The sequence below is a fragment of the Ruegeria sp. AB11 genome (genome assembly GCF_056536325.1).
Window position 1 is genome coordinate 400,274 of the sequence record NZ_JBQFJO010000001.1, and the last position, 19,762, is coordinate 420,035.

Genomic DNA, 19,762 nt, shown 5'->3' on the forward strand with positions numbered 1-19,762 from the left:
GTTAACCTTCCTTCGGCGTCGCAATGTCAGCCTTGAGTTCGTGGGGTTTGAGAGGGTCGAGAAACGGATTGCGGTACAGCTTGTCATGGCTCTCGACCCCGATCTCAAGCGTGATGTCGGATGTCGGGCGTGCCACGCAAAGGATCACATAGCCGTTCGCGATTTGCCGATTATTCAGCGCAACCTGTCGGCGTTGATCGATCGCGCCGGTCTGTAGTTTTGCCGCGCAGGTAATGCAGCCGCCATACTTGCACCCAAAAGGCAAGTCGACGCCCTGTTCTCTCAGCGTTTCCAGAAGTGGACGCCGCGCATCCACACAGTATTGCGCGCCATCTCTGTTCGCGATCGTCACGGTGTACATAGTCATAGCCAGATGTCGCTTGTGCAATCACCGCCCGGATACCGGCTCTCGTGACAGCGCGATGGACCATTCGGTTCTTTGCCAAAGTCCACAATGAAATCCTCGTTGATCTTCATACCACCGTTTTCAGGGTCACAATCGATCATCACCATAACCCCGCCCTTTTCGCGGATCTCGGGATAGAACTGGTTATCCCAAGTCGAGAACAGCGAGTTCGTGACATAAAGCCTTCGTCCGTCGAGAGAGAGCTGGAACATCTGCGGTCCACCCGCGACCTCGACATCGTTAACGATCGGAGCTTTACCCAAAAGGCCCCCCATAAACACTTGGCCGGTCAGCTTGGGATTATGCGGGTCGGTGATGTCATACTGGCGCATATCTCCATGCAGCCAATTGTTCAGGTACAAGTATTTGTCGTCCATCGAGATCAGGATCGCCGACATAACCCCCGGCAACGGGATCGGCCATTCGGGGTGCATCTCGTTTTCCACGTCGATGATCTTTTCCCACCGCCACTTTTTAGCATCGTCTTGCCACCAATGGATCACATTGGTCGAAAGAGCTGCGCCACAGAACCCATGCGTGCTGTCGGGGTCATGGTGGAACTTGACTTCCAGTGGCAACAGCCCGTCTTCACCCAAATAGAAGCTTTCGACCGGTTCGCGCTTTTCGAAATCCCAAAAATGCAGTTCCCGCCCATATTTCAGATGGCCCACTTCTTCCAGATCGAAGCCCGGCATGAAGGTATTGGGCGCAGCCCATTCGGAACTGACCATCACGTTGTGGCGCGGTTGGTACCAGAAATCGTAGCCAAACTTGATATCGCCCATCGAGGTTTCCCAGCGACCGACGATGTTGAACTCTTTGTCGAGATGCAGATAGCCTCCAGGAGCCTCACCCTTGGCATTTCCAAGGAAGGAAATGATGATTTCCGAGCCCAAACAATGCACCGTATGCGGACCCGACAAATCTGCCTTGGCCTTGATCTCGGCCCCGTTGATGATCTTATGCAACCGCGGCGCACGCGGGTCAGTGGCTGTATCAACGATGTGAAGGTTGTTAGAGCGTACGCCCGGCAGGATCAGGTATTTGCGTGACATCGAGCCGTCGTCGTGACAGGACGAACAGGCGTTCCACCCCATGTGGTGAAGCTCGTCCCCAATCCCCGGCATTTCCAGCCTATGGATTACCTGAGAATAGGTCGGGCTGTCAGGGTCGACATCCACTGTAGCAAGGTAATCAGGTTTCTGGATCCCTGTCCCGGTGTAGATAGCGATCGTGTAGAGTAGCTTTTCTCGGGGGGCTTTAATGGCTTCTTGCGGACTCTTGAAGCCCGGTCCACAGCATTGTCCATCCATCGAGTGCTCCTCCCTTGATTCTCTAAATTGTATCGTATATCGAAAACTTAGTTATCATAAAGTGAGAAAAATGCATCTCGAACGATTAGCGCTGATTTTGGAAATCGTGGGTCAAAAAGGACGTGCGTCCGTAGCGGATATCTGCGCCCAGTCCGATATACCTAAACCGACGGCCTACAGGCTGGTTCAAGACCTTGTTTCATCCGGCCTCCTTGAATCACCAACCCGAGGTGAGTTCGCGATTGGGACCAGGCTAAAGCGTATCACGTTGAGCGATCACTCTGATCCCGCTCTTTTGCAAGTGATTGCGCCTGTCCTATCTGGCGCCGCGAATGACTATGGCGCTGCGTTTTTTTTGTCTCGGCTACGGGGCCATTGGGTTGAGATTATTCATGTGGAGACACCGCAGACGGGCGTGTCTTTTCTTCATCCAGGTATGGGCAAACGACCAATGCATGCGTGCTCTTGCGCCAAGGCAATCGCCGCCGTGTCGCCTGAGCTGCTGTCTCAAGACCGATTGGATGGACAGCTTAAGCGGTACACAGATCGCACGATTACAGACCCTAAGGAACTGGCCGCGGAACTCGATGTCATTCGAGCCAAAGGGTATGCTATGTGTGTTGAAGAGCTCGAGCGCGGGATCAGTTCTGTCGCAACAACACTGACTAAGACAGGTGTTGGTGCGACGCTTTCAATCGGCGCTACGGCGTCTCTTCGGGTGTTTACACCTTCGAAGCGAGAAAAGATTGGCCATACACTTACCACAATGTCACACGAACTTGCACGCGCGCTAGGATGGGGTGAAGCAGATAAAGAAAGGATACCCGCTTAGGTTCATGGGTATCGCAGTGCTGTAGGTTAACGCCTTCCAGCAGGACAGGTGTGTTTTGCGACCTTCGCCGCTTTTAGGTCAATGAAGGAGACAAATATGGACGATGCAATGTTTGGTGGGTTCTTCGTGATCAACGTAAAACCTGAGTATCGGCAGCCCTTTTTGGACGCCAGCATCTTCCAAGCGCAAAATGTTGTCAGTGAAGAACCCGAAGTTTTCCAGTTTCATATTATGGTGGATGAAACAAACCCAAATCGTTTCTATTTCTACGAAGTGTTCAGGAACGAAGCCGCGGTCCAAGATCATTGGGAATCTGAAACCTTCAATAACTGGTTAACCACTGTCCGAAAGATGCTGGATGGTGAGATCGAACTTGTTGCCAGGATGCGCTCGCTTTTTCCGACGCCAAAAGGTTTCGAGGCGCAAAAAGCAAGCCTGCTACTATGGTAAAATTGACCAGCGTTTGAAATTTTCGTCCGTGCGAGAACATTCGGGTTTTGGTGCTGGTCCGCTTTGGACTCGATGCGGTCATTCGCGGATTTCATCTGAATGCCTGCTGTGCGGACAAACCAGACTTTTGCGATTGTACAAGGCATGTCCGCTCAACGCCTGTCTTCGACATTGGCGTCAGGATGTCTGACAGCGCGCTAAACTTAGTTTGAGCTCATGTTTCCCAAGGAGGCTTTGCGCCAATTTCTGCGACTAGAAAGTCCATAAACACCCGCACTTTTGGGGATAGGACGTTGGACTTGGGATAGATCAGCCACAAGACATTGTCTTCGCTGGCCTCAAAGTTTGGAAGAACCCGTACCAAACGGCCTGACTTCAGTTGTTCATGCACGCTCCATCTAGCATTCAAGGAAATACCGGCCCCGGCCAGTGTGGCGCGGACCTGGCTTTGACCGTCATCGATAATCAATTGGCCTTTGGCGGACGTAGGATCGAAAACAGAGTTTTCGCCTGCCGGTCCTATCAGTGACCGTGGTTGGAGGTTTTGGAATGCGATCAGACGGTGGTTTGTCAAATCGGCTGGTGTATCGGGAACGCCGTGCGTATCAAGGTAGTGTGGCGCAGCACAAAGAATACGCTGATCATCAGCCAGTTTGCGGCCCTTCAAGCTGGTGTCGACAAGTGGCGCGTTCCTGAGTGCTAAATCATAGCTTCCTTCGATCAGGTCGAACTGTACATCAGAAAGGCGCAGATCGAGCGTGAGATCTGGGTGCCGTTCAAGGAACCTTGGCAGGATTGGCGCGATGTAGAGCTGTGCAAAACTGCTTGGCGCCGCAAAACGTAATGTCCCCTTGATCGTTGTCGTTTGCTTACCCAATGCAGCAAATGCCGCCTCTTCCTGCGCAATGATCTCACGGGCGAACGGCAGGAAATCCGCACCTTCCACCGACAATGACACTTTGCGTGTCGTGCGGTGCAAAAGCTCAAAACCGAGGTTCTGCTCCAACTTGGCAAGCCTTGCGCTGGAGACCGCTGGGGCCATGCCCAGGTCACGCCCCGCCGCGCTGATGTTCAGCATTTCTGCCGCCCTTATAAACAAGCGAAGCGCGTCTGTATCTAAGCCCATTATATTTATTTTCCGAATTATCAATACATGAATGGGCAGTTTATCTGCAATTTGATCGGCGTTAAATCCCTTTCACAGAGACAGCAACGTTTAGGCAGGAGGCACACATGACACGGACAGCCATAGTCAACTACCATGCTCACAAATCCTACCGGCAAGCCTTTGAGCTTGATGCTGGCGGGGTCGCTGGCAACCTGATTTCTCCTGAACTGGTCGCGACATCCGTTGTGCTAGCGGACATTCGCACAACGACGTCGTCGATTTCATTTGCGCGTGATGCCGTTGAAATCGTGCCCTTTGAAACGCAGGTCCGAGACTTTGCAGGCGGCAGCTGGAAACCGATTTACGATGCGGAGCTCAAGGCCATGCTGCAGGGCAAGCTGGGTGCGAGAGAGGTCGTGGTTTTTGATCACACTGTTCGGGTGGACGATCCCGAAGCAATACGCAAACCGGCGCGCAATGTTCATAGCGACTACAGCAAGGACGGAGCCGAACAACGGCTTATCGACTTGCTGGGCGCCGAGGCCGCGGTGGAATGGGCGCAAGGTCACTACGCTTTTGTCAATGTTTGGCGCCCAGTGGATTATCCAATCAATTCGGCACCTCTGGGCTTTGTTCGCCCGTCGTCGGTTGATTCATCTGACTGGATTCTTTTGGACCTGATTTACCCCGACCGAACAGGGCAAATCATGGGGCTGGTGGGAAACCCCAAACATGAGTGGATCTATCAATCCAAGATGACGCCGGATGAGGTCGCGATCTTCAACATCTATGACAATCAAGGCTTGGCTTCGATTGCTCATAGCGCTCTCGATATGGTCGAGGATCCAAACATCACTACCATTCGCAAAAGCATCGAAAGCCGCACTTTGGTGCGCTATTGAAGGAGGGTCAGGCATGTTGGATAAAACGCAGCCGGCTAAGTTTGAGCAGATCAATTTGGCCTACAACCAGGTGTTCCATCCCGGACGACTGAGCGTTGGCCTTGTGTTGCCTCTTGAAGCCTATCCCATCGGCGCAGAGCCGACTCTGCGGGGGCACTTGGAAGCGGCTCAAAAAGCCGAGGACCTTGGGTTTGCGGCACTTTGGCTGCGGGACGTACCCTTCAATGTTCCAAGCTTCGGTGATCCCGGGCAAGTTTTCGATCCATTTGCTTATCTGGGGGCGTTGGCAACGGCGACGGATCGGATTGCGCTTGGAACGTCGAGCGTGATCCTGCCATTGCGTCACCCCGCTCATGTGGCCAAGGCGGCGGCAACGGCAGATGTGCTCTCGGGCGGGCGGTTGTTGTTGGGTGTCGCGTCCGGTGACCGGCCCGAGGAGTACCCGGCGATGAACCAGAGCTTTGATGACCGGGGGGCACGTTTCCGCGATAGTGTTAACTACATCCGTGCGGTTGGATCGGCTTACCCCAAGCATGAAAATGCACAGGGCAAACTGCGTGGCGGTATTGATCTATTGCCAAAGCCGCATGGAACGCGCCTGCCGATGCTCATTACCGGTGGTAGCCAACAAACACCTGATTGGGTAGCGCAGAACGGAGATGGTTGGATGACATATCCGCGCAATGCGGGGGCTCAGGGTCAAGTCATTGCGGAATATCGAAGACGTGTGACGGCGGCGGGCCAACCGGACAAGCCTGTTATGCAATCGCTATATGTCGATGTTGTTGCCGACCCTGCCGCACCTCCGCGCCCGATCCATCTTGGGTTTCAGTCTGGCACCGACTACCTTCGCAATTATCTGCGCGAGATTGAAACGCTTGGGGTCAATCACGTCGCGCTGAACCTAAGGCTCAATCAAGCGCCTATCGATACGACCCTCGAACATCTGGCGGATACTGTGCTGCCTGACTTTTCCTGAAGGATCAGACTGATGACCAAGACTATTCTCATTACAGGTTCAACCGACGGCATTGGCCTGCTGACAGCACAGAAGCTGGCAGCCAATGGGCACAAGGTGCTCCTCCATGGACGCAGCGCATCCAAATTGGAGAGCGCGGCTGCCGCCGTCGGAGGCGATGTCGAAACCTATGCCGCTGATCTCAGCGATCTATCCGCAGTTCGAAAACTCGCCGAAAGCATAAGGACCAGACATGACAAAGTGGATGTGTTGATCAACAATGCAGGTGTGTTGAAAGCCCCGCAAGCCGTGCTTGAAAATGGTCAGGACATCCGCTTTGTGGTGAACACACTTGCACCGTATCTGCTGACCAAATTGCTGTTGCCGATCATTCCTGCCGACGGACGTGTCGTGAACCTGTCATCGGCGGCACAGGCCCCGGTGAACCTCAAGGCCATGCAGGGCAATGTGCCAATGGCGGATATGGAAGCCTACGCCCAGAGCAAGTTGGCGATCACTATCTGGACCCGCGAATGGGCCAAATCGCTGTCCAATGCGCCCGTGATGGTTGCCGTAAATCCCGGATCTCTTTTGGCATCAAAGATGGTGAAAGAAGGCTTTGGCCTCGCCGGAAACGATATGAACATCGGCGCTGATATCTTGATTGACGCGGCCTTGGGCGCGCGGTTTGCTGACGCGTCAGGAGCCTATTTCGACAATGATAGCGGGGCTTTCGCTGATCCCCATCCCGCAGCGCTTGACGAAAACCACGCTGCCGATGTCATGAACGCCATCAAAGACTTGATCAGCCAGACAGGCTGACCAATCCGGCGCGAAAACGCCGAGCACTTCCACCTTCAACTCGTCTCTACCCCTCACGCATGCCGCGTTGAGGCCCAAGAAAGGACCGCCTGATGAAGTATGAGAACTTCCAAACCTTTGACGTAGCCGTCGAAAACGGCATCGCCACGGTCACCTTCAACTTTGGCTCCGTGAACGTGCAGGGCCAGGAAATGCTGGCCGACCTCAACAGTCTGGCCATGCGGCTAGAGCGGGACCGCGACACCAAGGTCGTTATCTTTCAATCCGCCAATCCGGAAATCTGGGTCTGCCACTACGACACCGACCTGCTCAAGGACATGTCGACTGAGGCCATATCCCGCGAGGACGCACAGCTTTTGGATCTGCAGGCGGTCTGCGAGCGGATCAGCAAGGTGCCACAGGCCACCATCGCAAAGCTGGAAGGGTTTGCACGCGGCGGCGGTCACGAATTGGCGTTGGCGCTCGACATGCGCTTTGCGGCGCGAGGAAAATACAAGTTCATGCAAATGGAGGTTGGCATGGGCATCCTGCCCTGTGGCGGCGGCGCCTCGCGCATGGCGCGCCAGACCGGCCTTGGCAAAGCGCTTGAGATCATCCTGAGTGCGCAAGACTACGATGCGGATGATGCCGAGCGTCTGGGCACAATCAACAAGGCGTTGGAGCCGGATGAAATTGGCCCCTATGTGACCGCTCTGGCTGAACGGATTGCGAAATTCCCGGCAGAGTCGATCAATGCCTGCAAGCAGATGGTCCATGAATCCATCGACAAACCGATTGATGAGGCGCTGAAGGCAGAAGCTTATTGGCTGTATCAGGCCACCAGCAAAACCCCGGCGGTCAAACGGTTCACCATCGCAGATGAGCAAGGCTTGGAACACGAAATCGAAAACCAGCGCAAATGGGGCGATCTGGTGATGCAGGTGCAGGACATCAACTGACCACCCCCAAGACAAAAATCTCGTCAGGCGTGCGCGGTTTCCACGTAGGTCTGACACCATTTCACAAAAGGAAAACCTCAATGAAGGCAATGGTTCTCAACTCTTACGGACCCGATGCGCTATTCGAGCTTGCTGAAATACCCGACCCGGTCGCGACTTTTGGACATGTGGTTGTCAAAGTGGCCGCGACCAGCGTCAACACCGTCGACACAATGATCCGAAGCATGGGCACGGACCTGCCTTTGTCCCCCCAATTGCCCGCCGTGCTTGGCATGGATTTCGCTGGCACGGTCGTTGCAATTGGCAAAGGCGTGACAGGCTTCGCGATAGGTGATGATGTATATGGCTGCGCGGGTGGGTTGATGGATATCCCGGGCGCTATAGCAGAGTACATTAATGCCGATGCCCGCCTGATTGCCCACAAACCCAGGACGCTGAGCATGCGGGAAGCCGCAGCGCTACCTCTCGTCGGCATCACCGCCTACGAAGGGCTGACCCGCGCTGGTGTTCGCGAGGGGCAGACCGTGCTGGTACAAGGCGGCGCCGGTGGCGTTGGTCATATTGCCATCCAAATCGCCCGCCACCTTGGTGCCAAAGTGTCCGCAACGGGTCGCGGCGAGGATCAGTTGGCCCTGATCGAAGAGCTGGGCGCGCACGCGATAGATTTCACAACGCAAAGGGTCCAGGACTACGTGGCTGAGCACACCGACGGTGTGGGCTTCGATATGGTGTTTGATAGCGTTGGCGGTCCGAACATGACGAACTCGTTCGAAGCCGCCAGGCTCAATGGCCATGTCGCCTCAACGGTCGCGATGGTCCAGATTGATTTGACGCCTGTGCATTTCAAAGGTCTGTCTCTGCATGTCGTTTTCATGCTGATCCCGATGATGCACGATGTCGGGCGGCAAACACATGGCGACATCCTGAGGACACTGGCGGAACTGGCGGATGATGGAGCGCTCAAACCGATTGTCGACGAACAGAAGTTTGAGTGGTTTGATGTCGGCTTAGCCTATGCGCACCTGACGAATGGGTCTAAGGTCGGAAAAGTCGTAGTGGAGCTGTGATTAAGTTTCAGCTGAGATTGGTGCCCGCAAAACGACCTTGCGCACCAACTCAGTTTGAGCTGCAATTTATGTCAACTATCAGTGCTTAGCTGACCTCCGTGCAAATTGCAGCATATGCAACTTTGGGCTCAAAGCAGACCTTAAGTTGAGTCAGTCGAAAGGCTGCTTTGCGGACAGAACCGCCGTCTGTCTTTGCCCCCTAAACTTGGGCCACTACTTTGGCCGAGAAGGGGGAACAAGGGATGGCTCGGAAGCGATACTCGGACGAAGATATTCTGAAGCTGCTGCGTGAGATTGAACTGAAGCTGGCAGATGGCGACGATGTTCGGACAGCCTGTCGTGGTGTCGGTGTCAGCGATGCGACCTACTACAATTGGCGGCGTCGGTTCGGTGGCATGGGCAAGTCGCAACTGTCGGAGTTGCGCAGCCTGGAGAAAGAAAATACCCGGCTGAAGAAGATCGTGGCCGAACTGGAACTGGACAAGCTGATCCTCAAAGAAAGTCTGAACTACCTAAAACCGAGGGCCTGACGACGAGCCAACTTCGTCAGGCCGTCATTCATGCTCGCCAGAAGCTCGGCACATCAGAGCGTCGCACCTGCAAGGTGGTCGGCCTTGCACGCAGCTCCATGCAATACCAGGCCGTAGAGAAGAACGATGATGCTCTTCGACTGGCCATGATCCGTCTGGCCAAGAGCTATGGCCGGTATGGCTACCGTAAGGTGGCGCAGCTACTTCGGGTCGAGGGCTGGCGTGTCAATCACAAGAAGGTAGAACGGCTGTGGCGGGAGGAAGGTCTGCAACTCCCGCAGCGGCACAAGAAGAAGCGTCGCCTGTACCACAAGGACAGCTCGATCATTCGACTCCGACCGACGCATCCTAACCATGTCTGGAGCGTCGATTTCGTTCACGACAAGCTGAGCAATGGGCGGAGCTACAAGATGCTCACGGTTTTGGATGAATACACCCGCCAGGCGCTCGCAGTGGAAGTTCGGACCCGCATGGGTTCTGAAGATGTGCTGGAGGTTCTCTACGGGCTGTTCCTGCGCCACAGAAAGCCTGATTTCGTTCGAAGCGATAACGGCCCAGAGTTCTCTTCACGGGCAACCCAGAGTTGGCTCGAGAAGGTCGGTGTGAACCCGATCCGGATCTACCCGGGCTCTCCCTGGGAGAACGGATACAACGAGAGGCTCAATGGAACGCTCCGCCGCGAGGTTCTCAATTCCGAATGGTTCACAACGACCAAGCAGGCACAGATCGTGATCAATTGCTGGCTCAGGCAATACAACCACACCCGACCGCATCAGGCCCTCAACATGCGCCCACCAGTCCCCGAAACTCTAGTCCGAGATGGCCCAGAACACGGGGGCTAGACAGCCCCTGGAGAGGTTCCCAGACCAGCGTTGTAAGCGTGCTTCGCCGCTGCCGAAACAGAGTGGCCTTTTTCAATGCTCGCCTGCATGTGCGCCAGGATCTTTTCCCTCTCCGGTTTTCCTTCGCGGTTTTTTGACTTCCCTCCCGCCGAGGCGCCCTTTGCAATTTTTTGCCCCCGAAGTGCGTGTACTTCAATCTCCTTTCCTGCGGCGGCGAATGCGTGAACGCCGGCAGAAAACGCATTGTGCGCAGCATGTGCGATTACTTCCAAAAGCCACTCACGTTCATCAGGGTCAACTTCGTGGCTCATCCACTCATAATCGAGTTCGATCTGCTTTAAGAAATTTAGAGCTTTGTCAGCGTGAGAGCGGCGCGATAATTCTGGGTCGCCATCCGTAACTTCTTCCAAAGAAGTGAATTTTTCGAGCTGCCCGACCACCTTATCGCGTTCTCTTTGCCACTCCGCACTGGCCGGTTCAGGTTCACCTTCGACCAATGCCTCCAGCTCGCCCAGGTACAGGATCTTTGCCGCACCCTTCCACTCTTCTGGAGCTTCGTCGGGACGTGCGTAATCTGGTTTTTCTTCTATACCGTTTTGACGGATAACTTCTGGTACGTCGCGCTTCAGCCATTCCAACAGCTCTTTTGACTGAGCGGTATCGTCTGAACTGCGCCACCAATTCTCAATGGCAATCCAATCGCGTCGTTGGTAGAGATCGCGCCAATCAATCATTGGATCACCAATCTGGAGACATTGCCATCCACGGCCGTTTCTCCATTTAGGAAATTTGACCACTCAGTCATTAGCTTGCGCCGTTTCTCAACCATGTCGCCGCGGCGATATGAAGCCTCCACAGCGTTCCCTATCTTGTGAGCCAGCGCAATTTCAGCCATGTCGCTGGGAAAATGCGTGCGTTCGGCGACCCAATCACGGAACGTGCTGCGCAGACCATGCGGTACTGCTGGTCGTTTACTGTTCCTATCTATGAAACCGACCCTGCCATTGGCGACCTCGTTTGTGTGTATTCGTTTCATTGTTGCACTCAACGTCATATCTGACATTTCACCTCCACGCGGGGCTGGAAAAACCAAAGAGTTGCCCTCAAACCGGGGCAATGCCTCCAAAAGTGCGGTGGCTTCGTCTGACAGGGGTACACGATGTTCCCGATCCATTTTCATCCGCTCCGCTGGAATGACCCAGAGCTTCGTTTCAAAACTGATTTCTTCCCAGCGTGCGCCACGAACCTCTTGCGAGCGGGCCGCGGTCAATGCCGCAAACTCAAGTGCGCGAGCACCCATTCCATCTCTTTCACGAAGAGCTGCAAACCAATTGGGTGCGTCGTCTATTTTGACAGCGGGTTGGTTGCTCTGTTTTGCAATCTTGGACTTGGCGGGTAGAAGTTCTTTCAGGTTTCCCGCCCAGCGCGCAGGGTTGTCACCAGTACGGTGCCCGGCCACGGTGGCCCAAGATAGAACCGTTTCAATGCGCCCGCGCAGCCGAGAGGCAGTTTCAGTTTTTGTTTGCCAAATTGGCTGGAGAACTCGAAGAACATCCTGCACGGTGATTTCGTCAACGAGTAACTTTCCAAGTTCCGGAATCGCATAGGTGTTGATGGTGTTGCGCCATTGATCGCGGTGTTTTTCGTTTTTGAATGCATCCAGTTTTGCAGAAAGGCATCTCTCGGTTGCTTCAGCAAAAGACAACCCGCGCCTTTGGGCCATGACCAACGCTTTTTTTGCAGACTTTCGTTCTTCCACAGGATCAATCCCTCGTCGGATTTGATCCTTCGCTTCCCGTGCCCGTTCTCTTGCGTGGGCTAGCGAAGCATCAGGATACCCGCCCAAGCCTATTTCTCGCCGTCTACCCGCTACAGAAACCCGTAAAAGCCACGTACGCCCACCATTGGGGGTGATTTGCATCAAGAGCCCTGACACTCCACCCACCGCGAAAGTCGAGTTTCCAGCGCACCCCGGATGCTTCAATCTCTTCACATCAAGGGCTGTTAGTTCTTTCGCTACTTTCGGCATTCCTACCCCGCTATTTACCCGCCAAAACTACTGACAGCAGTTGCGACGAGGTGCAATGGGTTACAGCGCAGTTTTCAGTAAATTTGTTTATTATTAATTGGTTGTGATAGTATTTGACATCCGATGCGTCGGTAAAATGGCTGCCTTCGTCTCCGCCATAATCTACACGACAATCAAGACCCTTTAGGTTTCCGAGAAGTCGTGTGAAATCAGCCGCAAATACACTCAAAGCACTTCGCCAGATAGATGTACGCCAACCAGCGTTCGTATCTCGTCAAACGGCGACCGAGGCCTGCAGCAATTCTTGCGAGTACGGGTGTTCGGGTGTGCCTACACGCAGCGTTTCGGAGGACATGACCTCAACGATCTCACCATTTCGCATAACTGCCAGTTGATCGCACATATGCGCGATAACCGGAAGATCATGGGATACCATCAAATATGTCAGCCCGCGTTGTCTTCGCAAATCCGTCAACAAGTTCAATACTTCTGCCTGAACGCTGACATCCAGAGCTGATGTGGGTTCATCCAGCAGCAGGATGTCCGGCTCGCCTGCCAACGCTCTGGCGATAGCGACCCTCTGACGCTGCCCTCCGGATAACTGATGTGGATACCGAAACCGGAAGCGCTGCCCGAGCCCAACATCGTTCAGCAGACCTTTGACCCTTTGATCGATATTATCTAGTCCGTGCAGATGCAGAGTTTCACTGAGCACCTGATCGACGGTGTGCCGCGGGTGAAGCGAGGCGTATGGATCCTGAAAAACCATCTGCACGGCTCTAAAAAACCTGCGGTCTCGCCTGGCCCCGGACAACGCTTCACCTTCGACTCGGATAGCACCAGACCATTGAGGTGCCAGACCGGTTATCGCGCGGAGGATGGTAGATTTACCCGAGCCACTTTCACCCACGAGACCAAAGCTCTCACCCTGGTTAACACTAAGACAAGCACCCTTGACCGCATCTACGCGGTCATGCGCGTGACCAAACCAGACGTTCAGATCGTTGATTTCCAATGCGGTCATATCAACCCCTCACGCTGGGCGCATCTGACCAGGCGGGATCGCGGGTCAGAACACTCAAATGCGTACATTTCTCGTCAAGACGCGGAAGCGAGTTCAGCAGCCCCTGAGTGTATGGGTGTTTCGCTTGGTGCAGCTTATCTGCTTCGCAGACTTCGACAATCCGTCCCGCGTACATGATGAGGACACGGTCGCAAAACTCGGACACCAGGTTGAGATCATGACTGATGAAGATCAGGCCCATGCCCCGTTCTTTGACCAATCCATCCATGATGTTCAGCACCTGCCGCTGAACGCTGACATCCAACGCCGAGGTCGGCTCATCCGCAATCAGGATCTTAGGGTTCGGGATCAGCATCATCGCAATCATGATGCGTTGCCCCATACCTCCTGACACTTCATGCGGGTATGCCCGCATTACCCGTTCGGGATTGCGGATCGAAACATTCTCCAACATTTCGATCGCCATTTTTTTGGCGCGCGATTTGGAGCCGGAATTGTGCTGAAGATACGCTTCCATCAACTGTTCGCCTACCGTGACCACCGGGTTCAGAGAGAACTTGGGGTCCTGCATCACCATGGAAATCTGCTTTCCGCGTACCTCGCGCATCTCGCGCTCTGTAAGCTTCAGCAAGTCACGTCCTTCAAGATTGATGTGGTTGGCCTCAACGATACCGGGCTTTCGGATCAGGCGCAGGATGGCGCGCCCCGTCATCGACTTGCCGGATCCACTTTCACCCACAATCCCCAATCGTTCGCGCCCCAACGAGAACGAGACACCGCGTACCGCATCAAATACGCCCTGACGGGTTGGGAAGCGAACCCACAGGTCTTCGATGTCGAGTAAGTTCATTGCCCACCGTCCTTTGGATCAAGCGCGTCCCTTAGCCCGTCACCCAACAGGTTGAAGGCCAGCGAAACCGTGAAAATTGCAAGCCCCGGCACCGTGGCAACCCACCAATGATCAAGGATGAACCTACGCCCCTCGGAAATCATGGCACCCCATTCTGGACTTGGAGGTTGTGCCCCCAGGCCCAAGAAACCCAGGCCCGCGGCAGCCAGAATGATCCCGGCCATGTCCAGAGTGACCCGCACAATCAGTGACGAGATACAAAGCGGCCAGATATGCCGGGTGATGATCCGCAGTGGCCCGGCGCCTTGAAGCCGGATCGCATTGATATAGTCGGTTGACCGGATCGTCAGCGTTTCTGCCCGCGCCATGCGCGCGTACGGTGGCCAGGCTGTCAGCGAGATCGCCAGAACCGCGTTTTCAATCCCTGCCCCGAGCGCTGCTACAAAAGCCAATGCCAGAACAAGGCGCGGAAAGGCGAGGAAGATATCGGTGATGCGCATGAGGATCACATCTGCCCATCCCCCGGCATATCCCGCGACGGTTCCTACCAAAAGGCCCGCGACCGGAGCGATAAGCGCCACCAACGCCACAATGTACAGCGTTATCCGCGCGCCATAAATCAAACGTGACAGAATATCCCGCCCCAGACTATCGGTCCCCAGCAAGTGTCCTTCGGCTCCGATCGGGAGCAGTCGGCTGGACAGATCCTGAACAAAAGGATCTTGCGGTGCGATAATAGGGGCAAAAACCGCAGTCAGTACGAGGATTACTAGGATCGCCAACCCAACCATTGCCATCGAGTTTGATCGCAGTGTCAGCCAACCTTTGTACAGGCTGGCCAGTCTGGCGTGGCGTCGGGATGTGGGTTCGTCGGTCAGCAGCCACTGACGCAAAGTCATGTCGCTCATTTCGACCTCGGATCAAAGAAACGGTAGAGAAGGTCGGAGAATATGTTCAGGCAGATAAAGATCAGCCCGACCACGACTGTTCCTCCGAGGACGGCATTCATGTCGGCACTCAGCAAAGCGGTCGTGATGTAGCTGCCGATCCCCGGCCAGCTAAAGATGATCTCGGTCAGAACCGAGCCTTCAAGCAAATTGGCGTAGCTCAGTGCGATGACTGTAATGAGTTGTACGCGAATATTCTTGAAGGCGTGACGCCAGATCACCTGCCGTTCTGACAGGCCTTTGACGCGGGCGGTAATGACATATTCCGCTGACAACTGTTCCAGCATGAAGGATCGCGTCATTCGGCTGATGTAAGCCAGTGAGTAATACCCCAGCAAAGCAGCGGGCAGGATGATGTGAGACAGCGCGTTGCGGAAGACGTCCCAATCCTGGGCGATGGCACTATCCACCAGGATCAAACCGGTACGCGTGGGCACAATATCTTCGTAGAAGATATCCAGCCGGCCCGGCCCACCGACCCAGCCAAGAATTCCATAAAAGACCAGCAACCCCATGAGCCCCAGCCAGAAGATTGGCATAGAGTAGCCAACAAGCGCGACCACACGGGCGATCTGATCGATCCAGGAACCCCGCTTCACGGCGGCAATCACACCCAGCGGAACACCTAAGAAGATGCCGATCAGCACGCCCAAAGTCGCCAATTCCAGCGTGGCAGGGAAAACACGTGCGATGTCTTCGGATACAGGGCGCGCATTCAGCAGCGAGTTGCCAAAGTCTCCGTGCAGGACATCCCAAAGATAGTAACCGAACTGCACCAGCAGCGGCTTATCGAGGCCAAGCTGTTGATAAACTGCATCATAAGTCGATTGCGAGGCGCGCTCACCGACGATCGCCAGCACCGGATCGATCGGCATGACGCGACCAATGATAAAGGTCACAAACAGCAGACCCAGCATCGTGATTGCTATGGTGCCAAGAGTTTTCAGGATACTCTTGATCCAATGGATAAGAGGCGCCGAGCGGCGCCCCTCAGATGGTCTTTCGGCTAGTGCCATTTACTTGGTCACCTGCCAATACGACGCCGATGTGATCGCCTGACCCGTCGAGAAATCCGTTACGTTTTCACGCAATGCCGATTGCTCAATTTGCTGGAACATCACGACAAATGGTGATGTTTCACGGAACTCAGCCTGTATCTCTTTGTACATATCGGCACGTTTCACGGTATCATTCTCAACCACAGCCGCGTCTGTTTTCTCGGTCAAACCACCAGTATCCCATGAATTCCGCCATGCCAGCAGCCCAGTTGCATTGGCCGCATCCGAGTTGTCCGGATTATAGGCAAATGTCCCCGCGTTGGTTTGCGGGTCAGGATAGTCCGGACCCCATGCGCCAAGATAGACGTCGAGCTCCCGTGCACGATACCGCGCCAGAATTTGTTTGGCAGTACCGACAGTAATGTTCATCGTGATACCAACCTGACCCAGTGCATTTTGAAGTGACTGAGCGATCTCAATACGTTCCTGCGCTTCGCGTACACCAACTTCGATCTCCAGCCCACTTACACCGGCTTCATCCAGCAGCGCTTTGGCTTTTTCAACATCGAAGCTGAACGGATTCTCATCCGATGCGCCAAGATAGGTTTGCGGCAAGAAATTCTGGTGAATTGTGTACTGACCTTTCAGGAAGCTGTCGCGCATCCCTTCATAGTCGATCAAGTATTTGAAGGCCTGTCGCACCTGAGGTTTGCTGAGCTCAGGGTGCTTCTGGTTCAGCGAAACATACATCAGACGGCCCTTGAGCTCATCTGCAATCTTGACGCCAGCGACCGATGACACACCTGCAACGTCTTCGGGGTTCAGGTTGCGGGCAACGTCGATATCCCCACGCTCGAGCAATAGGCGCTGGCTGGCGCTTTCCTGAACGTGACGGACAACAACACGCTCCATCGCCGGGGCACCCAGATAGAAATCAGGGTTGGACTTCAGAGTTACGCTTTCATTGGGCTTCCAGCTCACCAAGCTATAGGCACCGGAGCCCGCCGTGTTGGTCTTGAGCCACTCGTTGCCCAGATCACCATCTTTGTCGTGTTCCATCACCGTCTTCTTGTCGACGATGCCACCGATGGTCGCGGTCAGACAGTTCAGAACAAAGGATGTCGCGTAGGGCTTGTCGGTCGTGATCGTCAGAGTGTTGCCATCTGCAACAATCGTTTGTTCGACATTTTCCGGCGTGAACCCGAACTGCGTCAGGATGAAAGCCGGAGTCTTATTCAGAATGATTGCACGGCGCAGCGAAAACTGAACGTCTTCGGCGGTCACCGGATTACCGGAATGAAAGGTCAACCCCTCCCTGATTTTGAAGGTAATCGACTTGCCGTCCTCTGAAACATCCCAGCTTTCCGCGACGTCCGGCTGATATCCTGCATCCAGATCCAGAGGGTCAAAATTGACAAGCTTTTGGTAAACATTGCGGCTGACATCGGACCCGGCGAATTCAAAGCTTTCCGCAGGGTCCAGTGTTGTGATGTCGTCAATACGGTTCGCGATCACCAACATGTTTGGCGGCGTTTCCGCGATTGCCGAAGTCGAGGTCACAGCCAGCGCCAATCCCAGCGCCGCACCGGTAAGCAATCTATTAAATGCGTTCATTTTGTCCTCTCTGTCATCAAGTTATTCACTATCGGTTACGATCCCCAAGTCTTCTCAAGTACACGCAACCAGTTTTCATGGCAGAGCTTCTTAATGAGCTCTTCGCCGTATCCATGGGTTTCCATGGCATCTCTCAATCGGGGCAGCATCGATACGTCGGTCACATCGTCTGGAACCACGGCCCCGTCATAGTCCGACCCAAGCCCGACCCGATCCTCACCCAAGATCCCGATCAGGTGATCTAGGTGCTTCAGAACCTGTGTCAGCGGCACGTCAGAAAGCATTCGCCCATCCTCGCGCAGAAACGCGGCGGCAAAATTCAGTCCGACCATCCCGTCGCTTTCTGCAATTGTGCGAAGCTGATCGTCGGTGAGATTTCGAGCGTGCGGGCAAATGGCGTGCGCATTCGAATGCGTTGCTACCAAAGGCGCATCTGAATATCGCGCAACGTCCCAAAAACCTTTCTCATTGAGATGAGACAAGTCCAGCATGATACCAAGCGCGTTGCAGCGTTGGACAAGTCGCAGACCATAATCGGTCAACCCCGGGCCGGTGTCTGGTCCTGATGGATATCTGAACGGCACACCGTGCCCGAAAATGTTTGGCCTGCTCCAGACCGGACCAAGCGAGCGCAGCCCCGCAGCATGAAAAACGTCGAGCGAATGCAGATCGGCATCAATCGCTTCGGCACCTTCGATATGAAATATCGCTGCCATCCGACCCTGCGCCAGACAATCCCGGATATCTGCGACTGAGCGTGCAACACTCAACGCGCCCAGCCTTTCCAGTTCCAACAATATGGCAATCTGGCTCAGTGCTGCCGGAAAGGCGTCTTCAGCATCTATCTGATCGGGAAGCGGCAGGTCATATCTGGGCTGGACCATCTCTTCCATCTTGGCGTCGACATCCATTGGCGACGGCACCCACACGGCAAAGAACCCGCCGCCAAACCCACCCTCTTTGGATTTGAGCAGATCGATTGCGCCTTCCAGGCCGCTCAGAAATTGACCCGCTTCTGAAACACCACCGGTCGAAGCCAACTTGGACAACACATCATTGTGCCCATCGAAAATGAGGGGGAAGGTGTTCAAAGCCGTATCACCCGAATTAAGTATCAATCCGATACACGCTAACAGACGTTATCGTCATGATTGTAAAAAAATTCAATGAGTTTTACTCATAGAGCTAGTCGGATTCATGAGGGTGCAAGTCGATGAAGAAAACACGCAACTGGCACTCACTACCGGAGTATCAAGCCTTGCGGGCCCTCATGCAGGCAGGAACCACTGCCGCCGCTGCACGACAACTGGGCCTGTCTCAATCAGCCGTCAGCCGATCTGTTGGCAGTCTTGAATCCCGACTTGGGAAAATACTGTTTGAAAGGGACGCGGGCAGACTACGCCCGACGCAAGAGGCCGTGCGATTGAACATGCGTCTCGACCCCTTGTTCGAAGCTCTCGACCGGATCGATGGACCGGGTGAAACCGTCCAGGAAACGTTACGCCTTGTCGCTCCTCCAAGTTATGCCCACCGCTATATCGTCACGCTCATCGCCAGTTTCATACGTGGAAATCCGGGTTTTTTTGTGAACCTGGAGGTGACGACCTCAGACATGGTGACATTGGGCGTATTGGAAAACCGCTTCGACTTGGCGGTAACCGGGATTGAGCAAAGCCGCGCGGGGATCAAACTGATACCGTTCAGGGAATCGCCAGCAGTTTGCGTAATGCGACCCGAACATCCACTTGCCCAACGCAGTGCGCTCGCCCCCGCAGATCTGCATGAACAAGATCTGATTGCATTGACATATCGCCACGGCAGACGCGGGCAGCTTGATCGATTACTGCATCAGGCACGAGCGGAACCCAGAATTGTCGCCGAGGTTTCGACCTCGTTCGCAGCAGCCGATATGGCTCGGGAGGGCCTTGGGTTGGCTGTGATCAATCCCTTTCCGGTGTACATGTATCGATCACCGGACCTGACTTTTGTCCCGTTTGAAGCGCCCATGCGATATCGTGGTCACTTCGTCATTTCGGATCAAAGACCGGTTCCTAGAATCGCCCGCGCATTCATGCGACATCTTCGGCTAAACACGCCATCGGACCCATTCTCCGATAAAAATTTATGAGGCG

General features: G+C 54.5%; 21 protein-coding genes. 10 read left to right on the top strand and 11 right to left on the bottom strand.

The annotated features are described in order from the left end of the window. Position 1: 1 nt before the first annotated feature. Both ACR3EJ_RS02115 and ACR3EJ_RS02120 read right to left on the bottom strand, forming a co-directional pair. Positions 2-367: a 2Fe-2S iron-sulfur cluster-binding protein gene (locus ACR3EJ_RS02115; RefSeq protein ID WP_010437915.1), complete on the bottom strand. Its 366-nt coding sequence runs from the start codon at positions 365-367 to the stop codon at positions 2-4. Further along, the gene (locus ACR3EJ_RS02120) at positions 364-1,719 is read right to left on the bottom strand and encodes a selenium-binding family protein (protein ID WP_170547282.1); all 1,356 of its coding nucleotides are present in this window, start codon (positions 1,717-1,719) and stop codon (positions 364-366) included. The genes ACR3EJ_RS02115 and ACR3EJ_RS02120 overlap by 4 nt, the downstream gene beginning before the upstream one ends. A 70-nt stretch (positions 1,720-1,789) precedes the next feature. Here ACR3EJ_RS02120 and ACR3EJ_RS02125 point away from each other — a divergent pair, with 70 nt between their 5' ends. Beyond that, a complete protein-coding gene (locus tag ACR3EJ_RS02125; protein ID WP_170547279.1) occupies positions 1,790-2,551 on the top strand; it encodes an IclR family transcriptional regulator domain-containing protein in 762 nt (253 codons plus the stop codon). A gap of 96 nt (positions 2,552-2,647) precedes the next feature. Then, the gene (locus ACR3EJ_RS02130) at positions 2,648-3,001 is read left to right on the top strand and encodes an antibiotic biosynthesis monooxygenase (protein WP_170547276.1); all 354 of its coding nucleotides are present in this window, start codon (positions 2,648-2,650) and stop codon (positions 2,999-3,001) included. Positions 3,002-3,215: 214 nt separating this feature from the next. Here the strand turns inward: ACR3EJ_RS02130 and ACR3EJ_RS02135 are convergent, their stop codons facing one another. Next, the gene (locus ACR3EJ_RS02135; RefSeq protein WP_170542213.1) at positions 3,216-4,127 is read right to left on the bottom strand and encodes a LysR family transcriptional regulator; all 912 of its coding nucleotides are present in this window, start codon (positions 4,125-4,127) and stop codon (positions 3,216-3,218) included. A 107-nt stretch (positions 4,128-4,234) separates the two neighbouring features. Here ACR3EJ_RS02135 and ACR3EJ_RS02140 point away from each other — a divergent pair, with 107 nt between their 5' ends. From ACR3EJ_RS02140 to ACR3EJ_RS02170, 7 genes are all read left to right on the top strand, one after another. After that, positions 4,235-5,011, top strand: coding sequence for a CmcJ/NvfI family oxidoreductase (locus ACR3EJ_RS02140; RefSeq protein WP_170542215.1), 777 nt, complete (start codon positions 4,235-4,237; stop codon positions 5,009-5,011). Between the two features lie 13 nt (positions 5,012-5,024). After that, entirely contained in the window at positions 5,025-5,990 is a 966-nt protein-coding gene (locus ACR3EJ_RS02145) for an LLM class oxidoreductase (RefSeq protein ID WP_170542217.1), read from the top strand. Positions 5,991-6,002: 12 nt separating this feature from the next. Next, positions 6,003-6,791, top strand: a complete 789-nt coding sequence (locus ACR3EJ_RS02150) for an SDR family NAD(P)-dependent oxidoreductase (RefSeq protein WP_170542218.1) — start codon at positions 6,003-6,005, stop codon at positions 6,789-6,791. 92 nt (positions 6,792-6,883) lie between these two features. Beyond that, the gene (locus ACR3EJ_RS02155; RefSeq protein ID WP_170542220.1) at positions 6,884-7,729 is read left to right on the top strand and encodes an enoyl-CoA hydratase/isomerase family protein; all 846 of its coding nucleotides are present in this window, start codon (positions 6,884-6,886) and stop codon (positions 7,727-7,729) included. An 80-nt stretch (positions 7,730-7,809) separates the two neighbouring features. Beyond that, on the top strand, positions 7,810-8,796 hold the full coding sequence (locus ACR3EJ_RS02160) for a zinc-dependent alcohol dehydrogenase family protein (protein WP_170542222.1): 987 nt from the start codon (positions 7,810-7,812) through the stop codon (positions 8,794-8,796). 242 nt (positions 8,797-9,038) lie between these two features. Beyond that, positions 9,039-9,326 carry a transposase gene (locus ACR3EJ_RS02165; RefSeq protein WP_170703282.1) on the top strand — a complete coding sequence of 96 codons (288 nt, stop codon included), beginning with the start codon at positions 9,039-9,041 and terminating at the stop codon, positions 9,324-9,326. Positions 9,327-9,352: 26 nt separating this feature from the next. Beyond that, on the top strand, positions 9,353-10,168 hold the full coding sequence (locus ACR3EJ_RS02170; RefSeq protein ID WP_480423310.1) for an IS3 family transposase: 816 nt from the start codon (positions 9,353-9,355) through the stop codon (positions 10,166-10,168). Here ACR3EJ_RS02170 and ACR3EJ_RS02175 read toward each other — a convergent pair. The 8 genes from ACR3EJ_RS02175 to ACR3EJ_RS02210 all read right to left on the bottom strand — a co-directional run bounded on the left by ACR3EJ_RS02175 (position 10,165) and on the right by ACR3EJ_RS02210 (position 18,721). After that, positions 10,165-10,902: a hypothetical protein gene (locus ACR3EJ_RS02175; protein WP_170703701.1), complete on the bottom strand. Its 738-nt coding sequence runs from the start codon at positions 10,900-10,902 to the stop codon at positions 10,165-10,167. The genes ACR3EJ_RS02170 and ACR3EJ_RS02175 overlap by 4 nt on opposite strands. Continuing rightward, the gene (locus ACR3EJ_RS02180; protein WP_170547265.1) at positions 10,899-12,197 is read right to left on the bottom strand and encodes a phage integrase central domain-containing protein; all 1,299 of its coding nucleotides are present in this window, start codon (positions 12,195-12,197) and stop codon (positions 10,899-10,901) included. The genes ACR3EJ_RS02175 and ACR3EJ_RS02180 overlap by 4 nt, the downstream gene beginning before the upstream one ends. A gap of 274 nt (positions 12,198-12,471) precedes the next feature. Beyond that, positions 12,472-13,221 (bottom strand): ABC transporter ATP-binding protein, encoded by a 750-nt coding sequence (locus tag ACR3EJ_RS02185; protein WP_170547262.1) that lies wholly within the window; start codon positions 13,219-13,221, stop codon positions 12,472-12,474. A 1-nt stretch (position 13,222) separates the two neighbouring features. Next, positions 13,223-14,071 (bottom strand): ABC transporter ATP-binding protein, encoded by an 849-nt coding sequence (locus ACR3EJ_RS02190; RefSeq protein WP_170547258.1) that lies wholly within the window; start codon positions 14,069-14,071, stop codon positions 13,223-13,225. After that, positions 14,068-14,979 (bottom strand): ABC transporter permease, encoded by a 912-nt coding sequence (locus ACR3EJ_RS02195; protein WP_010443558.1) that lies wholly within the window; start codon positions 14,977-14,979, stop codon positions 14,068-14,070. The genes ACR3EJ_RS02190 and ACR3EJ_RS02195 overlap by 4 nt, the downstream gene beginning before the upstream one ends. Continuing rightward, on the bottom strand, positions 14,976-16,034 hold the full coding sequence (locus ACR3EJ_RS02200) for an ABC transporter permease (RefSeq protein ID WP_170547255.1): 1,059 nt from the start codon (positions 16,032-16,034) through the stop codon (positions 14,976-14,978). The genes ACR3EJ_RS02195 and ACR3EJ_RS02200 overlap by 4 nt, the downstream gene beginning before the upstream one ends. Then, positions 16,035-17,630: an ABC transporter substrate-binding protein gene (locus tag ACR3EJ_RS02205; protein ID WP_170547252.1), complete on the bottom strand. Its 1,596-nt coding sequence runs from the start codon at positions 17,628-17,630 to the stop codon at positions 16,035-16,037. It lies immediately after the preceding gene. Between the two features lie 35 nt (positions 17,631-17,665). Further along, positions 17,666-18,721, bottom strand: coding sequence for a dipeptidase (locus tag ACR3EJ_RS02210; RefSeq protein ID WP_170547249.1), 1,056 nt, complete (start codon positions 18,719-18,721; stop codon positions 17,666-17,668). 122 nt (positions 18,722-18,843) lie between these two features. Between ACR3EJ_RS02210 and ACR3EJ_RS02215 the strand changes: the two genes are divergently transcribed. Next, on the top strand, positions 18,844-19,758 hold the full coding sequence (locus ACR3EJ_RS02215; RefSeq protein ID WP_170547246.1) for a LysR family transcriptional regulator: 915 nt from the start codon (positions 18,844-18,846) through the stop codon (positions 19,756-19,758). The last annotated feature ends 4 nt before the right edge of the window (positions 19,759-19,762 follow it).

Excerpts from the sequence above, each read along its gene's own strand:
- ACR3EJ_RS02115 (WP_010437915.1), bottom strand. The coding sequence starts at position 367 with ATGACTATGTACACCGTGACGATCGCGAACAGAGATGGCGCGCAATAC.
- ACR3EJ_RS02120 (WP_170547282.1), bottom strand. The coding sequence starts at position 1,719 with ATGGATGGACAATGCTGTGGACCGGGCTTCAAGAGTCCGCAAGAAGCC.
- ACR3EJ_RS02125 (WP_170547279.1), top strand. The coding sequence starts at position 1,790 with ATGCATCTCGAACGATTAGCGCTGATTTTGGAAATCGTGGGTCAAAAA.
- ACR3EJ_RS02130 (WP_170547276.1), top strand. The coding sequence starts at position 2,648 with ATGGACGATGCAATGTTTGGTGGGTTCTTCGTGATCAACGTAAAACCT.
- ACR3EJ_RS02135 (WP_170542213.1), bottom strand. The coding sequence starts at position 4,127 with ATGGGCTTAGATACAGACGCGCTTCGCTTGTTTATAAGGGCGGCAGAA.
- ACR3EJ_RS02140 (WP_170542215.1), top strand. The coding sequence starts at position 4,235 with ATGACACGGACAGCCATAGTCAACTACCATGCTCACAAATCCTACCGG.
- ACR3EJ_RS02145 (WP_170542217.1), top strand. The coding sequence starts at position 5,025 with ATGTTGGATAAAACGCAGCCGGCTAAGTTTGAGCAGATCAATTTGGCC.
- ACR3EJ_RS02150 (WP_170542218.1), top strand. The coding sequence starts at position 6,003 with ATGACCAAGACTATTCTCATTACAGGTTCAACCGACGGCATTGGCCTG.
- ACR3EJ_RS02155 (WP_170542220.1), top strand. The coding sequence starts at position 6,884 with ATGAAGTATGAGAACTTCCAAACCTTTGACGTAGCCGTCGAAAACGGC.
- ACR3EJ_RS02160 (WP_170542222.1), top strand. The coding sequence starts at position 7,810 with ATGAAGGCAATGGTTCTCAACTCTTACGGACCCGATGCGCTATTCGAG.
- ACR3EJ_RS02165 (WP_170703282.1), top strand. The coding sequence starts at position 9,039 with ATGGCTCGGAAGCGATACTCGGACGAAGATATTCTGAAGCTGCTGCGT.
- ACR3EJ_RS02175 (WP_170703701.1), bottom strand. The coding sequence starts at position 10,902 with ATGATTGATTGGCGCGATCTCTACCAACGACGCGATTGGATTGCCATT.
- ACR3EJ_RS02180 (WP_170547265.1), bottom strand. The coding sequence starts at position 12,197 with ATGCCGAAAGTAGCGAAAGAACTAACAGCCCTTGATGTGAAGAGATTG.
- ACR3EJ_RS02185 (WP_170547262.1), bottom strand. The coding sequence starts at position 13,221 with ATGACCGCATTGGAAATCAACGATCTGAACGTCTGGTTTGGTCACGCG.
- ACR3EJ_RS02190 (WP_170547258.1), bottom strand. The coding sequence starts at position 14,071 with ATGAACTTACTCGACATCGAAGACCTGTGGGTTCGCTTCCCAACCCGT.
- ACR3EJ_RS02195 (WP_010443558.1), bottom strand. The coding sequence starts at position 14,979 with ATGAGCGACATGACTTTGCGTCAGTGGCTGCTGACCGACGAACCCACA.
- ACR3EJ_RS02200 (WP_170547255.1), bottom strand. The coding sequence starts at position 16,034 with ATGGCACTAGCCGAAAGACCATCTGAGGGGCGCCGCTCGGCGCCTCTT.
- ACR3EJ_RS02205 (WP_170547252.1), bottom strand. The coding sequence starts at position 17,630 with ATGAACGCATTTAATAGATTGCTTACCGGTGCGGCGCTGGGATTGGCG.
- ACR3EJ_RS02215 (WP_170547246.1), top strand. The coding sequence starts at position 18,844 with ATGAAGAAAACACGCAACTGGCACTCACTACCGGAGTATCAAGCCTTG.